The sequence below is a fragment of the Bacillus sp. TH13 genome, assembly GCF_016651175.1.
Taxonomy (GTDB): domain Bacteria; phylum Bacillota; class Bacilli; order Bacillales; family Bacillaceae_G; genus Bacillus_A; species Bacillus_A thuringiensis_S.
The window spans coordinates 16,944-31,807 of the sequence record NZ_JAEKEJ010000022.1 but is presented as its reverse complement, the minus strand read 5'-3'; the positions used below and the strand labels follow the sequence as shown (position 1 = coordinate 31,807).

Sequence of the window (14,864 nt, the reverse complement as noted above, 5' to 3'; positions counted from 1 at the left end):
TATATCCAAGAATTATAGTTAGTTATAACGTAAAATTCATTGTCTTATAGTTAATTAATCTTAAATATAAATATATATCTTTCTGTAAGAATGCTACATTCTTCTTTATTTAGCTATACTTACATTTTTTATAATTTATTATGGTATAGATATTGATTCAATACATTTTATACAAAATGAATAGTTGGTATTTTTAGGGATTAATGACTCACTATAACATCTCATTTCTTGAATTCACAAAATTTTCAAAAATAAAATCTTAAAGAATTGCAATTTGTTGTATAATGGAATCAAATCATATATAAGATAGTTTCCCCGATATGAATAACCAGATATTTTATGTGTCCTGTGTATTGGCTGTAACCTCAAAAAGAACTTGTAGAATTCCTACAAGTTCTTTTTGTTTTTCATTTTAAATAACCTACAATAGATCTTTAAAAGAAACTAAATATCTTAATTGAGGAAATTTGTTATTGTACCGTCTTCAACTTGTTTTTTGAACTCTTTTTCATTAACCTTATTAGTTTGAGGGTTCGGATTATTCATTATATCTTTTCACTGATTGGTTTTAAAAACCTTATAGTTATTGCAATTAATGTCGATTAACTAGTGTCAATTGGTACCTCTGTCTTTCTTTTTTGATTTTGATAAGTGTTATTGATAGTTTATAAACCCTTAATTAAATTCCGATATAAAAAACCTAATTTCTCAGCACCTAAATTGAGATATCGGGCTTTTTTCGTTACTTCATAAACAGCCTTCTATTATTGAATATGCAATTTATTTCGGGGTAACAGGACACAAATGTGAAAAAAGGAAAGTGCAATAAATCCTTCATTTTATATACCGATAAGGTTATCCGTCTTAAAATTTTAAGAAACTAAAAAAAGAATCCCAGGTAGGTTCATTTTTTAGTTTCTTAAGTTAAAGACAAGTGTCCGTTCATTATCCAGTTAATTTAATTATAAATATTTAGCCAAAAATTTATTTTCGAATGGGTTTGATTCTTCCATTTTTACGTTGCTAATGCCTAAAATAAGTAATATTTTCTCTATAATTTGGAGGACATAGTTACTCAAGCTTTCTTCTTCAAATTTATTAAATATATTTAATTTCTTAATAAGTAGTGTTTTTTCTTTTCTGTTAAACTTTAAATCTATTGTGCCTACAATACGTCCTTGTATAAGTATTGGTAAAGCATAATACCCATACTTTCTATGTTCAGATGGAATATAGGATTCCAATCTATAATCAACAGTAAATAATTTTAATGTTCGTTCTCTATCCCAAATTAAATTATCAAATGGAGATAAAAACGTACAACTTTGAGGGGTATCATTCAAAAATCCTGAACTAATTAAATCATAATCCTTATATGATATATAATGATCTTCTGAAAATCCGTGTACTATTACTTTAAAGACTTTTTTATTTATAATTAGTTTGTTAATGCTCTCTTCTACATCTTGTTTTTTCACTCTAAGATAATTTTTTATTTCTGACATTGTTGCTATCCCTATAGCTTCTAACGAAGATAAAATAAGTTGTTGATTAATTAATTTTGTATCTATCTCTTTTTGTAAACATAGGGGAGATATTATATTTTCAATTGGTGTATATTTTTTTCGAAATGATTGATTACGTAACACCCCTAAAAGTCCGCTTCTCCATAAATGGTTAAGTGCCCAACGATCAGGTGTTATTTCCCACGTTTCTAATTCTCGTTTATCTTTTCTACTTTGAATTCCACTTGAATCAAGTAATTGTTTGTTTTTTACTTGATTATATATATCCAATAAGAAATCAATATTTTCTTCATCTTCCATCATTTTTTCTTTGAATTCTCGGAAAACAGGTTTTATATAAGGATAAAAATCTTTATGACATAAAGATAAAGCATGTAAGTAGGCTTCAAACACCTTTTTTTCCTCATATAGATCATAAAACCATTCCGGCTTATATGTTTCCATTCGTGAGAAGAAGAAAAGATTATGTGCTCGAGTTAGTACATTTATTGTGTCTAATTGGATACATACTACTTGTTTTAAAATTTTTTCTATATCATTCTTTTGTGAAAAATTTGTAGGAGTATAAAGATATTGCTTATATAAATTTAAGTTAATCATCAATTGATGTGATATTTGATTCATACTTACCACCTTTACGATTAATACTTATTAATAACAGAATAGATAATAGAAGTACTATCCCGCCACTAATAACAAAAGCCCATATCATACTTTGTTTACCTAAAATTTGTATAGAATATGCTGCCAGAAAATTCCCTATTGGAAACCCTGCAGCTCCTGCTGTAGAACTTACTGTAAATATTCTACCCATTTTTTCTTCGGGGACTATAGTTTGTAAAGCAGTTCGATGATAAATCATAGCTGGAGCTGACATAATTCCCCCTAGTACACTAACAATAATAGCTCCTATTAAATGATTTTGGGTAGCTAATAAGCTATATAAAAGTGAATGTAAGGCAATGGAAGTAAAAACTATAGTTGTAGGGGAATAATTGATTTTTTTTAATCCTACCAAAAATGAACCTACAATAATACCTATTGAGCTTGTAGCAGCTAACATACCGTAACCTTCAGCTCCAATATTTATATAATCCCTTGCATATACAGGAGATAAGGTTGGACCAGTCCCCCAAATTAAAAAGTTCCATAAAAAATTAATAAATACTAAATATAGTATAGTTTTATTAGATGTTATAAATTTAATTCCTTCACTAAACTCTTGCCACCATTCTTTTGTTTTTAATGATATTTTTTTTGCTTTAATTTGATGATTTGTGTATTCTTTACCTGAATCTTGTACTTTTATCAAGAAAAATAAAATAGATGAACAAAATAATACAATAGCATTTACGATAAAAATATTGTTACCTAAGCTAATGACCATCAAACCTCCACCCAACATAGGACCGAGTGTAAAAGCCAAATCAAATTGTATATTCATTATGGAATTCGCGCTTATCAAATTCTCCTTTGGAATTATTTTACTTATCAAAATATATTCTCCAGATCTGGTGATAGGTATAACAGCACTTGAAATAGATAACAATACAAAAAATAAACTGTACGTAACAGAGTCTTGAAGTGGTATGAAAATTAAAAATACAAAAAGGATACTTCTAAATATATTTGCAATTCCCATAAGTGTAGAGGTCTTATATCTATCTAAAAGAACACCTAAAATTGGCCCGAATATGATTGTTGGAACTTCTAAACAAATTAATGTTAATACAATAGTAAATGGGTCATTAGTCTTCTGATAAATCATCCAAATTATTGATATTACAGCAACAGAATGACCTATATTAGAAAAGAATGCTCCTAAAAGTAAAGTAAAAAAGCCTTTATGTTTGAAAAGTTTTTTATATTCATTAAACCATTTCAAGATTACTTACTCCTTCTATTTTTTCGGATTTTAAATGTAATGCTGAATTATGAAATATAATAATTTTGGCTAAAGGTGTTCCTCTTTTTATGAATGTTTTCTTCTTAGGTTCAAATGCTAATGAAAATCCTAATCCTTCATTAAATTTATCTAAACTTTTCTCAGTAAGTATCCCTGGGTGAACAACAAATCCATCATTTCCATCTACAGGAAGAATCATTACTACAAAATCTTTCGGGATTTTAATTCCCCAACCTAACCTCCATTCAAATGTATATTCTCCATTAGGAATTAATAACGATTGCCAATTACCATTAACTTTTGCCTGATGTACTCGAAACCAGCCATCAGGTTTTATACCTAAAAATGTTTTTTCTCTTCTAACCCAAAAATCAATATTTAATTGTGCTCCCAGTTCTTGAAGTTCATAATCCTCACATTGCACTTGAACCTCTTCTACTGGCTCTAATTGGATATCAATAGGGGATTTTATAATCCACCCTAAATCATGAGCCATTTTGTATGGCCAGCATGCCCCTTTAATTCGATTATTCTTTATCCATCTTAAATCATCTCCATGATATATTTCTCGATTCTCTAAAATATTTTTTTCAGGTAAAATCGCCCATTCATTCATTTTAATAAATTTAATTTTATCCATTAGTATCACCTTTTAATTTAATTATGTAGAATTTACAATGATAAGTTATAGATAACAAAGAGGTTCTTGGTAAAGAACCTCTTTGTTTGATTTTTTACACAGTAGCTGGTTTTTCTGAGTATTGTTTAGATTTTTGTGTTTCTAATGCTGGATCGAAAATACTAATACTACATGGTCCTAAACCGGTTTTAATAGAATCTACATTTTCAAAAGTACGTAAATCCACTACAGATAATGAATTAGCTTGGCTCATAAGATCCTTGCTTAGCATACGTGTAAATGCAGAAACATACAACATTGGCGAATCAATTTTCAATCCACGAGGAGTCGGTCCTACAGGTATTTGTTTAATTTCTTTCCATTCAGCTTTATCTATAACACTAACTGCATTAGATGCTTCACAACTTACATAGAGAAGGTTTCTCTCAGGATCTGCAATAACTGCACGTGGCCCATAACCAACAGGAACTTCACGTTCTAATTTTAAATCTAATATATTTACTACTGAAATACTATGTTTATGAGTATTTGCAGTATACACATGCTTATTATCATAGTCAGAAAAAGCATGATATGGTCTAGAATCTTTTCCTAAGAAAACTCGATATGCTTCTTTGGATTTCTCCGGCATATCATAATTCACTTCTACAATAGATAATGAGTCAGCACCCCAACAAGGAATGTTGACATATTTTCCATCTGGAGTAATAGATAAAGCACGTGGATTATCTCCAACAGGAATTCTAATTAATTCTTCTCTAGTATTCACATTAATAATAGATAAATCATTAGAACCAGAGTTAGATACAAATAATAAAGAGTTATCAGGTGATAAAACTACACCGCGAGGTGAATTACCAACAGCAATTCTTCCAGTTTCTCTATTATTTAACAAATCGATTACAGACACTGTATTTCCAGCACAATTAGATAAATATCCATAAATCCCTTTGGCATCAATAGCCATTCCTCCGCGAGGACTTCCTCCTACAGGGACTCTACCAATCTCTTTTTGATCAGAAAGACTTATAACTGAAATATCATTAGAATCGGTGTTAGTAACATAAGCGAATTTTTCCATCATTATTCCTCCTTTTTTTTGTAGAACTAATTTGAATTTTATCATATTTCTGAAAACAATCAACATATTTTTACACTATTTGTAATTGTGTTCATAAATGTAATATTTTTTAAATATTTGAATTAATTTTCATTTTGGTTTAAAATGAAATAGAGTTAACCATGTACATGGTAACTCTTAAAAGGTACGTTTGCCAAAATACTACCTATAAAAAGAACCCTAATAAAATAGGGTTCTTTTTATTTTATCTATTTTTTAATCGTGAAAATTTTTGAGATGTTTATCAAAGTACACTCTTTAGCATATATTTAATGTTTGCAAAATTAAAATGGGTTTAAAAATATTAAAGTATGTGAACTATCCCGTTTTCATTAAACACAAATTAGGAGAGAATTTTTCAAACTAGATTTTTGTACTTTTTACAGAATTGATATGAACTATTTGAAAAACCATTTGAAATCAAACTAATATCCCCTTAACAACAGTTCCTACTTAATTATAATGTATAGAGATTTAATAATATTTGCTAAAAACATTTTTCAATATTCATACTATTTTTTATTTGAGGTACAGAAACAATTCTGGTCATGAGGGAACATGCTAAGATAGTATTTTTACCTATCTTTTCCTCAAATATTTTAAATAAAAATATAATTAGTAACATACAATATTATTTATTTAAAAGTTCACATGATTTTGCGAATCGAAACTTCAAAATGTTAATATATGCTATATAATAAAACCAAGCCATAATCAAGAGGATTTCCCTGCTTTGAATGTTGGGATAGTTTGTTATACCCTCTTTAAAATTGTCTAAAAAATAACTTGTAGTGATTACTACAAGCTATTTTTTTTGACAATAAATTCGGTTAATGCTTCTCAATCAAATTATTCTAAATTACGTATATGTTGTTCGTTTGAAAACTTTCAAAAGGTACACCTTTTGATACATATTTAAAGATTACAAAGAAAAGATGAGTTTTACAAAACATACAAAATGTTAAACTCATAAGAACCAGTGATATCATGCGTTTTTCTATGGTATTACTGGTTTTTTTCGCTATAAAATGAAAAGAAAAAGATTATTAGTTTAACAAATTGCAGTTATAGTTAAACTAAGTTTTACATATTATAGCTTACAACATAGTTTTAGGAGGTCATGTTTTATGACGAAAGGGGGACGAAAACCTGGGGCAAAAGAGCCAATTCGTTCAATAGAAAAAATTGAAGAAATGAAAGATTGGCTTTTGCAAAATTCCTCATATCGAAATTACTTTTTATTTTACTTTGGAATTAATACAGGTTTACGTATCAGTGACATTTTACGATTACGTGTAAAAGATGTTCGAGGGAAGCATGTTATAAAAATTAAAATGGAAAAAACAGATACAACCGTAGAAGTATATTTCAATACGGTTTTACAACAAGAAATTGCGAAATATACAAGTAACATGGCAGATTCCGATTGGTTATTCCCAAGTCGTCAAGGAGATAAGCCGATCACAAGACAAATGGCTCATACGTTTTTGCATAAAGCGGCACAGGCTTGTGGGATTGATTCAGAACATTGGGGAACCCATAGTATGCGGAAAACGTTTGGCTATCAGTATTATAAAAAAATGAAAGATGTGTACTATTTAATGAAGTTATTTGGTCACGCGACGCAAAGACAAACACTGCAGTACATTGGTGTAGAAGCTGATGAAATTCGTAAAACAATGGAGGATTTCACACTATAGAGTAAGGGGGATAACAAATGGAGTGTGTTGAGTTTGAAGTATTAAAGCAATGTGGATCACCAACGGTTTATTTTTGTGAACATGAAATGAAACATAGTTGTTTGATTGCAATTCCATCCTGGAATTGGTGTTTCTTAATGGATTACACGATTAATTTTATAGATGAAAAGCCTATGTTAATGAAAGCATTGGAGAAGTATGTTTCTTATCATTTTGTAGAGAATGTTGCAGATGCATTTTATGATTACGTGTTTAGCCAATTCGATTAAGATTTTCATAAGGGGGAGCATAATGAATTTTAAAAGGACGATAAGTAGTTTTTTAGTAATGGGATTACTATTTTCGGGATGTTCAGCAATTCAAAATTCAAATCCTGCAAAACAAACAAGTGGAACACAAGAAATTGCACAAGTTATAGAGTTTCCATCACATAAGTATCCAGAAACAGCGGCACATATTAAAGATGCGATTGCAAGTGGTAAGACAGATATTTGTACAATTGATCGGGAAGGATCCACTGAAAGAAGAAAACAATCTTTAGCAAATGTTCCAACGAAAAAAGGCTATGATCGAGATGAATACCCTATGGCTTTTTGTCGTGAAGGTGGAAAAGGTGCGGACATAAGGCACATAAAACCAGCTGATAATCGTGGTGCGGGTTCGTATATAGGTAATAAAGTTGAGAAATTACCAAACGGGGCAAAAGTAAAAATCGTTGTGAAATAAGGGATATGAAGCTATGTATGTACATAGCTTTTTTAATTTGTCGAAAAAATACGAAAGAAAAAATAGGAAAACACTTGAACTTTTAACCTATATAGGTTAAATTTAAATTGAAAGGAGGTTCATATAAAAATATTTATAGATTTAGAAAGGGATTTGTTAATGAAGGAAATTGATAAGTATATGTTTCTTCAAGAAGCGGCTATAAGATGGGGGATACCCTATGAAACAGTAAAAAACAAGGTAAAACCATCTTTAGCAAAAGAAGAACAAATTGATAGTATGATTGAACGCGGTTTGATTAAATATTTTGAACCGCCGCGTGATCCGAACCGCATATATAAACGGGATCAAAAGTCTTGGCTTGTATCGATTGATGCAATGCATGAATGGTTTGGTGAACCTAAAAATAAAAAGTAAAAAAACAAAAGAGAAAGATGTTTCCGCGCCTGCCAGCCTGGAAAAACACCTTCCTCTTATGGGCCAACATAATTTAAGAAAGGAAGAATGGCTATGAAACAAATCCTTATTAAAATTACGTCTGGTGAGCCTATTTTAACACAACCTCACCATAAATTTAAATTCCTCAAAAAATTTTACTCTCTCATTTCAGAAAATTACAAAAAGTTAAATCGTTATTTTGGTATTGAAGAAAATGTTTCCGATCAGATTTGGTTTTATGGTTTCTTTGCAACCTCCATTTTTATGATGCTTTTTACTTACTTATTTTCTGGTATCCTATACGGATTTTAGAGGGAAGCCATATGGAAGAACGCCTATTTTTAAAATCATCCATCTAGAAAGGAGAGAAAGCATTGATCCAATCATTAAAAAGTACCATGCAATTTGTTGGTTTGATCTTAATTAGTGCGTTGATTGCTGTCAGCTTAGTGAATTAGTCCTTTAAGAGAGAAAGGAGCAATTACATGGAAGCTTACAAATGTAGAGCGTGTGGAAAGATTGCCGCGGAAGAATTTGCGTTAGGAAGACTATGTTATTACTGCATTGAATAAGTTGTAATTCACATAAAAAAACAGATAGAAGACAAAGAGATTTCTTGTACGCATGGAGATAATCAAACAATCGAAATCCAGGGAACAGATGAATCTATAACGGTTTGTCATGAGTGTGGAGAAGAAGTATAAAAGGGAGGCAAGAAAATGAAAATCGGTGTATCTGTATGGAGAGTTCTTTGTAAGGAAACAAAGTTGAAATTGCTTCAAAATGCTATGCAAGAGAGTAAAAGCCGCTTTACAAAACAATCCCTTTCCATTGTTATAAAGCAACAGAAAGGGGAAGTGTGATGAGTGATCGTATTGGTGAAGGGCACAAGAAATAAGATGCCTTCAAAAATATTTTAGCATGTCTATGTAAGAAATAAAGGGGGAATTGAATGTGATGAAAACAGTCCAATTGTTGAAAAGTGAAGAATTTGAAATTGGTACAACAGATAAAAATGGGCACAAATTAAGACAGTCTGATTTTGTTGTTACACAAGATGATTTTGAAGGGATTAGTATTTGTCAAATTCTATACAACAGTATTGCAAAAGAGTTTGTAGCCATGAGTGATTCTAATTGGTGGATACCGTATCATGATTTATCTGTTGCAACAGAAAGGCTAGATTATGTCATTGCAAAAGAGTTTTTGGGGCTAGAAAAATGCGGTACATATTGGGGGAAGAATCATACACCATTTATTAGAATGCCAGTTGAATATTTCAATCCTGTTGAGGAATCCACTTTTATTCTAGAAAAATTAGGGAGGCAATATGACGATCTATTGAGTGTAAAAGAAAAAGGGTGCTGGTACCTAACAGTGAACAAGAAAATATATAGTGAAAAGCGTCTTGGGATAGCCGCTTGTTTAGCCGCAATTGATACCGTAAGAAACAATAAGTAGGAATTTGATTTTAAGGAAGAAATACAAATTTAAATTATAAATAGGGGAATCAAAATGTTACATGCAGTTATGCAAGAGCAAAATTACTGGAAAGGCCAGAAACAGAAATTCCTAAAAAATAATAAGCAGTATTAATTTCATTAGAACCACATTTGCATGAAAGATTGGAAGAGTTCGCATTGTATAACGAAAATTTAGATCAAATTGCATCGGAGTTAGTAACAGAAGGTTTAGACTATATCTATATGGAGGATATACGTGTAAGGTAATCTCATGCTTTTCAGCATTTTGTAGAAATTGAATTATCACCATTTCAGCAAAAACTCTTACAACAATTAGCACTCAAACGAGGATGTTCAACAAGAAAAATGGTATATACAGTATTACATTTCATGTTAAAAACAAAGTAAAAGAATCCAACGTTTAACGAAGGATTCTTTTACCAGGTGTTCGTTGGCAAATAGCTTCACCAAAGGAATTGAGTCTAGCCACTCAATTCCTTTTTTATGTTATAAAAAGGAATGTAATTTGTCAAAAAGCATTTGCTATAGAATAACAAATGCTTTTTGTTGAACTTGAATTGAACACTTTCAGAAAGTATTTATATTGTTTGCCTTTTTCTCTTGAAAAATTGTACCCTCAATCACTAATTTTAACATAGAATATAAAAAATGTAGCGTTTTAATATCAAAAAACCTATTGGTTTTATATGGATTATTTCTTTATAATAATGAGAGGTAGTTCCCGAATGTAGATAGGCTCTCATGCAAGAAAAGTATGAGAGCCTATCTACATAAAAAAAGATTGAATATTTGCCAATCTTTTTAGCGTAAGGGGTTTAATGACAGCTTATTACTACAACTCGCTTTTATTTTAAAACAATTAATCAGAAAATTCAATCTGATATTTTTTTCTCAATATGGCTTTTCATATTTTTGAATTATAATATAATCAATTCTTTTTATTACTATATCTGTCTCTTATCTTCCTGTTATGAATCCTTATTGAATTAAGGATTCTTTTTTTATCCTCATTTTTTGATCTAATCGATATTTTCCCATTGCTTCATAAATTAAAAGGTCTAACTTTTGACTATAAGCAATTACTTTTTGATGGCTAAATCCATATTTTTTTACAAGATAGCTCAATTCTTTTTTTTGATCCTCGATTATGTCATGTAGTAATCTCATATCCACCTTTTCTTTTAAACTCCTTTATATATAGAATCTCGAAAAAATTGTATCCAAAAAATCGCAAACAAAAAACAAGGCTGAAACCAGCCTTGCCCCAAAGGAAAAAATCTAATTCTTATATCTAAGAGTACATTATGTATGGAATTTTTTGAAGTGAGATACATTCACTAAAGGATAAAAATATTATAATTGTAAGATTTTTATATTAATTGTATTTTATAAAGAAACAGTCGAAATTGCTTGTTTATAAAGGAACTGTTGCTTTCCATTGCTTAAAACTAGTACCGAAAATTTATCAACAGCGATAATTTTTCCAGGTACTCTGACACCATTTATTAGAAAAATCGTTACTTCTTTCTTCTCTTCTATTAACTTCTCATAAAATTTTTCTTGTGTATGCATCATTTAGATGGTTGCAACTCATCTACTTTTTTAGAATTGTTTACGATTTCTAAAAATAAATATTCTTGTACAGCCATTTCTACGCTTTAGATGCTCTGTAAAACTTCTTTACACGTATCAACAACAACTGTCACATAGATATGTTTAGGCTTAATCTTCTTTGCAGCTTGATAGGCTGTATATCCAGATAATACTTGATATCGTTTCGAGTTCTCTGCTTGTTTCACAATAATCTTTTCTGAGAACTCTTTCTTATCCTTATAGTATTGAATTTGTTTTTCAATTTCTTCTTCTTCAATACTTGCCTTCTGCGCATCTGATAATGCTCTGATTCTATCCATCCGCATTTCTGTGGTTGGATGGAACACTCGATATGTATTTTCTTTGATAGTAATGTGAGAGGTGAATTCTGAAGGAATACAAATTCCTCCTGCGCTTAGTCTTACTTTATATATAGTGCCCTCTTTTGAAACATAGACTTTTCTATATATTTGTTCCGTTTCCCATGACCAATATATACGATTTGTTTCATCATGCTTTACAAGTGCGAATTGAGAACAAAACTTTTGAAAATAAGATAGAATTTCCTGTTTTCTAGAAAATAAATTATGTTGAAGAAGTTCTTGTTGTAACTGATCTTTCACTTCTTTAATTAAAAATGTTGTTCCATTTTTGCAATCTGGACAAACAATTCCCATTTTGGATTGTATTTTTTGGATAGACACGACACGCTTATCACATCGCTGCCCACATTTTTGACAAACTCCATCGTATTTTGCATGTAGTTGTTCCGCACGCTTGGATACAGTGGGTTTAGTATTTGAAGCCACTCTCTTTGACTTTTTTTCACGTAATTCGGATTCAATTTCTTCTTGTTTCTGTTGTGAATGAGAGCGGTACATAATATGGATAGGTGCGAAAGTATATACCTCTTCAGGTGTGTGGTCCATCTTTCCTTCCAGTATAATTTCATTGGCCTCAGCTAATGTATCTCCCCCTTCTGCAATCATCTGTAATAATTGATTCCATTGTTCTGAACGAATCAGAGTTGTCACTTTAACTGAACATTTTTCTTTATTAACATATGTCGTTTGTTTTATAAGATCATGGAATTCCATTGCAAATAGATATTCCGGATCATGAGCTAAATGACGAATATGAGAAGGTTGACCTTTTACTGTAAGTTGAATCACCTTGTTCTCCTCCTTTTATATTGTATCTTGGTGATAGACTAAAAGATTCTGTATGTAGCATCCATTATACGGATTATATATTTATATTATTATATAAAGAACGATAAAATCCCTCTTGTATGTGCATTATTTAGATGCTTGCAACTCCTCTCCTTTTTCGGAACGGTTCATAGCTTCTAAGAATACATATTCTTTTACTGTTAGCTCAACCGTTGGGCAATATTCAACTTTCGATAATTCGTGAAATAGAGAAAGATTTTTGTGTAGTTTTTGAATCATTTCATCTAAATTGATTTCTCCTACACCATACTCGATTACTGGATTTAAAAATACTTCTATATTTATTAAACTTTGTTCAATTAGGGAAACAATTTCTTGTACTTTTGGCAAAATAATTGTTTCATAACGTTGTTTGAATAGTTCTAAGTCTTCTGGTGCGGGTTCATTTTCACATAGCTTTTTGAAAGATAGTACACGAATATCATTTTGTAATGAATCAATACGCTCTTCATAAAAAGCCTTGTCGAACCCTTCTTTGTCAGCAACATCATAATGAAGTTCTGTTTGCGATCTACGCTTTTTCTTATAAGAATCCATGAGGATTTTCTCTTTTGCATTAAACATCATGATAAAAACAGTACGTTCTAAATTCATGATTTGGTTTGCTACGCTTAATGTTTCATCTAATACTTTTGCGCGTTCTTCTTCACTTAACTTTTTTATAGATGATGGAACAAGGTTTTTGACATTCTCAAACGACTCTGAATTTGTAATGTGTTGAAGAGAAAATTGAGCGACCTCTGGTAAACAAGGATCAGTTGTTTTGTCTAAGAGTAACAAATCTTTAATCGTTCGCACTGTATTTTTGATCTCTTTTTGAGCTTGTCGAACTTTTTCTATGCTTCTTTCTATGTATTCTGGTTGTTTAAGACGATTGAAAATGTATTCTCTTCTTTCTTCAAAATGTTGCTGTAAAAGTGACATAGTTGTTTCCCCTCTCTAAGTGTCTTACGGTTTTATAATCCTTCTCATGGATGCAAAAGGAACAGTATAATTATAACATTTTATACTTTAATACAATTTTAAAATTCTTATATTTCGGAAATTTTGCAAGGATGTTTCTTTTTCGTGTTGTACTTGCACAAGTTTCATACTGTCGGCATATAGCTAATAGCGTAAAGCGCGCTGATAGCTAATGAGTGAAAATGTGGCCTAAAAAGGCCATTTTTTTATGGCAAAAGTGATATTACCGCTTATATTGATTAAATAAAAAAGAAGAGAGTTTTTTGGTATAAAAAGGTGAATAACGTACAAACAGCAAGGAATACGTTTTAGTAATACCGATATTATCGGTCACATCGGGGAGGGTGAGCAGAATGGAAAGATCAAAGTTTAGTAAACCTGTAGCATTCAATAAGAAGAATGAAAAGGATCGAATCATGTTACAACATGTGAAGCGTAAAAATTTTTCGGGTTATGTAAAGAAATTGATCTGGAACGATATACCCGATAAACATAAGAAAATGACATGCGAAGAGGATAGAAAACAAGTACCGTCATCAATTCAACAAGACGAACAGAATGTAACAGGAAAGAAGAAATTAAGTGCCGCGGAACGTATTGAACAAATTAAGGCGCAAACAAAAAGACAGGAGCCTTCAAAAAGCTCACTGCCTGTATTTTTACCCAACAAAAACATTAACAAGTGATCCAATAATCGCGCCTACAGCGACAGCAATAGCAACATGCATATCGTTAGACCTCCTACTTTTCATTTATAAGTAGTATGTGTAGTTCTTTTGAAATTATACGAGGGGTGTTGCATCATGACTAAGACAGAAACAATTTCTTTTCGCTCTTTTATGGATCAAAGTTATAAAAAGAAAGCACATAAAGAAACAAATAGTAAGAACGTACTTAAAAAGGTTTTTACCGCTACAGGGAGTTCATTAATATTAATACTTCCAAAGGTAACATTTGCCGTGGGAGTTAACGGGACATTTGGCAATGTTCATAGTGCGATTATGAACGGGTTTGATGCGGGCGTAGTTTTAGTTATTATCTTTTCGGGTGCGGCCTGGGCGTTGGGCCACCGTACAAAGGCAATAGAAATTTTAATTGGTGCATGTTGCGGATATGTTTTAGCTAGGCACAGCGTTGACATAAGAGACTTTTTAAAGGGAATTTAAAAGGAGGGGTCCTTGTGAAATTCATTTTAGAAGGTGGAAAAATGATTGCGGCTAATACAGCTGGGTATATTGGAGAAAAGGCAAAAGAAGGTTCTTTTCTAGATCAATTAAATAACTTTAGTGATGCTATTGTAGGGAAGGAATTGGAATGGGTTTTCAAGCCAGTTGGTGAATTTATGGTTGATATATTAAGTCAATTAGGCCATTGGTTTGTTTTAAATTTGCCCGATATTATGGGATATGGTGCATTAGTGACAGCTGGATTTATTATGATAGGTTCAATGACAAACAAAGGCGGAATGATGAAGCCGCTGGCCTATTTTGCAGGCGGACTTATCTTGGCAATATGTATATTAGGAGGGGCCTAAAA

18 protein-coding genes and 1 pseudogene are annotated in these 14,864 nt (G+C 31.1%); 11 read left to right on the top strand and 8 right to left on the bottom strand.

The window, feature by feature from the left end; translation table 11 throughout:
- Positions 1–962: 962 nt before the first annotated feature.
- The 4 genes from JFU02_RS07415 to JFU02_RS07400 form a co-directional block, all read right to left on the bottom strand.
- Positions 963–2,150, bottom strand: coding sequence for a DNA glycosylase AlkZ-like family protein (locus JFU02_RS07415; RefSeq protein ID WP_201070503.1), 1,188 nt, complete (start codon positions 2,148–2,150; stop codon positions 963–965).
- Entirely contained in the window at positions 2,119–3,411 is a 1,293-nt protein-coding gene (locus JFU02_RS07410) for an MFS transporter (RefSeq protein ID WP_201070500.1), read from the bottom strand. The genes JFU02_RS07415 and JFU02_RS07410 overlap by 32 nt, the downstream gene beginning before the upstream one ends.
- Positions 3,398–4,072 (bottom strand): hypothetical protein, encoded by a 675-nt coding sequence (locus tag JFU02_RS07405; RefSeq protein ID WP_201070497.1) that lies wholly within the window; start codon positions 4,070–4,072, stop codon positions 3,398–3,400. The genes JFU02_RS07410 and JFU02_RS07405 overlap by 14 nt, the downstream gene beginning before the upstream one ends.
- A 94-nt stretch (positions 4,073–4,166) precedes the next feature.
- Positions 4,167–5,153, bottom strand: coding sequence for a YncE family protein (locus JFU02_RS07400; RefSeq protein ID WP_201070494.1), 987 nt, complete (start codon positions 5,151–5,153; stop codon positions 4,167–4,169).
- A 1,166-nt stretch (positions 5,154–6,319) separates the two neighbouring features.
- Here JFU02_RS07400 and JFU02_RS07395 point away from each other — a divergent pair.
- From JFU02_RS07395 to JFU02_RS32060, 8 genes and pseudogenes are all read left to right on the top strand, one after another.
- Complete coding sequence (locus JFU02_RS07395; RefSeq protein ID WP_016123529.1) at positions 6,320–6,892, top strand: tyrosine-type recombinase/integrase; 573 nt, start codon at positions 6,320–6,322, stop codon at positions 6,890–6,892.
- A 17-nt stretch (positions 6,893–6,909) separates the two neighbouring features.
- Complete coding sequence (locus JFU02_RS07390; RefSeq protein ID WP_201070491.1) at positions 6,910–7,161, top strand: hypothetical protein; 252 nt, start codon at positions 6,910–6,912, stop codon at positions 7,159–7,161.
- Between the two features lie 22 nt (positions 7,162–7,183).
- Positions 7,184–7,618, top strand: a complete 435-nt coding sequence (locus tag JFU02_RS07385) for a NucA/NucB deoxyribonuclease domain-containing protein (RefSeq protein ID WP_201070488.1) — start codon at positions 7,184–7,186, stop codon at positions 7,616–7,618.
- A 159-nt stretch (positions 7,619–7,777) separates the two neighbouring features.
- Complete coding sequence (locus JFU02_RS07380) at positions 7,778–8,035, top strand: helix-turn-helix domain-containing protein (protein ID WP_000658304.1); 258 nt, start codon at positions 7,778–7,780, stop codon at positions 8,033–8,035.
- Between the two features lie 93 nt (positions 8,036–8,128).
- Positions 8,129–8,368 (top strand): DUF3961 domain-containing protein, encoded by a 240-nt coding sequence (locus tag JFU02_RS07375; RefSeq protein ID WP_106405683.1) that lies wholly within the window; start codon positions 8,129–8,131, stop codon positions 8,366–8,368.
- A gap of 407 nt (positions 8,369–8,775) precedes the next feature.
- Positions 8,776–8,919 (top strand): hypothetical protein, encoded by a 144-nt coding sequence (locus JFU02_RS07370; RefSeq protein WP_000690452.1) that lies wholly within the window; start codon positions 8,776–8,778, stop codon positions 8,917–8,919.
- Between the two features lie 94 nt (positions 8,920–9,013).
- Complete coding sequence (locus tag JFU02_RS07365; protein WP_106405690.1) at positions 9,014–9,517, top strand: hypothetical protein; 504 nt, start codon at positions 9,014–9,016, stop codon at positions 9,515–9,517.
- 54 nt (positions 9,518–9,571) lie between these two features.
- Positions 9,572–9,927: pseudogene (locus tag JFU02_RS32060) on the top strand (hypothetical protein).
- Between the two features lie 591 nt (positions 9,928–10,518).
- On the opposite strand, the gene JFU02_RS07360 reads toward JFU02_RS32060, so the two are convergent.
- The 4 genes from JFU02_RS07360 to JFU02_RS07345 form a co-directional block, all read right to left on the bottom strand.
- Positions 10,519–10,713 (bottom strand): aspartyl-phosphate phosphatase Spo0E family protein, encoded by a 195-nt coding sequence (locus tag JFU02_RS07360; RefSeq protein ID WP_042867790.1) that lies wholly within the window; start codon positions 10,711–10,713, stop codon positions 10,519–10,521.
- A 213-nt stretch (positions 10,714–10,926) separates the two neighbouring features.
- Entirely contained in the window at positions 10,927–11,112 is a 186-nt protein-coding gene (hfq, locus tag JFU02_RS07355; RefSeq protein ID WP_086404307.1) for an RNA chaperone Hfq, read from the bottom strand.
- A gap of 86 nt (positions 11,113–11,198) precedes the next feature.
- A complete protein-coding gene (locus JFU02_RS07350; RefSeq protein ID WP_201070486.1) occupies positions 11,199–12,305 on the bottom strand; it encodes a hypothetical protein in 1,107 nt (368 codons plus the stop codon).
- Positions 12,306–12,431: 126 nt separating this feature from the next.
- Positions 12,432–13,289, bottom strand: a complete 858-nt coding sequence (locus JFU02_RS07345) for a hypothetical protein (RefSeq protein WP_201070484.1) — start codon at positions 13,287–13,289, stop codon at positions 12,432–12,434.
- Between the two features lie 392 nt (positions 13,290–13,681).
- Here JFU02_RS07345 and JFU02_RS07340 point away from each other — a divergent pair, with 392 nt between their 5' ends.
- The 3 genes from JFU02_RS07340 (at position 13,682) to JFU02_RS07330 (ending at position 14,862) form a co-directional block, all read left to right on the top strand.
- Entirely contained in the window at positions 13,682–14,014 is a 333-nt protein-coding gene (locus tag JFU02_RS07340; protein ID WP_088115869.1) for a hypothetical protein, read from the top strand.
- 117 nt (positions 14,015–14,131) lie between these two features.
- Entirely contained in the window at positions 14,132–14,494 is a 363-nt protein-coding gene (locus tag JFU02_RS07335; RefSeq protein ID WP_201070482.1) for a glycosyltransferase, read from the top strand.
- Positions 14,495–14,508: 14 nt separating this feature from the next.
- Complete coding sequence (locus JFU02_RS07330) at positions 14,509–14,862, top strand: hypothetical protein (RefSeq protein WP_086387840.1); 354 nt, start codon at positions 14,509–14,511, stop codon at positions 14,860–14,862.
- The last annotated feature ends 2 nt before the right edge of the window (positions 14,863–14,864 follow it).

Coding starts and splice junctions, on each gene's coding strand:
- JFU02_RS07415 (WP_201070503.1), bottom strand. CDS start 2,150: ATGAATCAAATATCACATCAATTGATGATTAACTTAAATTTATATAAG.
- JFU02_RS07405 (WP_201070497.1), bottom strand. CDS start 4,072: ATGGATAAAATTAAATTTATTAAAATGAATGAATGGGCGATTTTACCT.
- JFU02_RS07400 (WP_201070494.1), bottom strand. CDS start 5,153: ATGGAAAAATTCGCTTATGTTACTAACACCGATTCTAATGATATTTCA.
- JFU02_RS07395 (WP_016123529.1), top strand. CDS start 6,320: ATGACGAAAGGGGGACGAAAACCTGGGGCAAAAGAGCCAATTCGTTCA.
- JFU02_RS07390 (WP_201070491.1), top strand. CDS start 6,910: ATGGAGTGTGTTGAGTTTGAAGTATTAAAGCAATGTGGATCACCAACG.
- JFU02_RS07385 (WP_201070488.1), top strand. CDS start 7,184: ATGAATTTTAAAAGGACGATAAGTAGTTTTTTAGTAATGGGATTACTA.
- JFU02_RS07380 (WP_000658304.1), top strand. CDS start 7,778: ATGAAGGAAATTGATAAGTATATGTTTCTTCAAGAAGCGGCTATAAGA.
- JFU02_RS07375 (WP_106405683.1), top strand. CDS start 8,129: ATGAAACAAATCCTTATTAAAATTACGTCTGGTGAGCCTATTTTAACA.
- JFU02_RS07370 (WP_000690452.1), top strand. CDS start 8,776: ATGAAAATCGGTGTATCTGTATGGAGAGTTCTTTGTAAGGAAACAAAG.
- JFU02_RS07365 (WP_106405690.1), top strand. CDS start 9,014: ATGAAAACAGTCCAATTGTTGAAAAGTGAAGAATTTGAAATTGGTACA.
- hfq (WP_086404307.1), bottom strand. CDS start 11,112: ATGCATACACAAGAAAAATTTTATGAGAAGTTAATAGAAGAGAAGAAA.
- JFU02_RS07345 (WP_201070484.1), bottom strand. CDS start 13,289: ATGTCACTTTTACAGCAACATTTTGAAGAAAGAAGAGAATACATTTTC.
- JFU02_RS07340 (WP_088115869.1), top strand. CDS start 13,682: ATGGAAAGATCAAAGTTTAGTAAACCTGTAGCATTCAATAAGAAGAAT.
- JFU02_RS07335 (WP_201070482.1), top strand. CDS start 14,132: ATGACTAAGACAGAAACAATTTCTTTTCGCTCTTTTATGGATCAAAGT.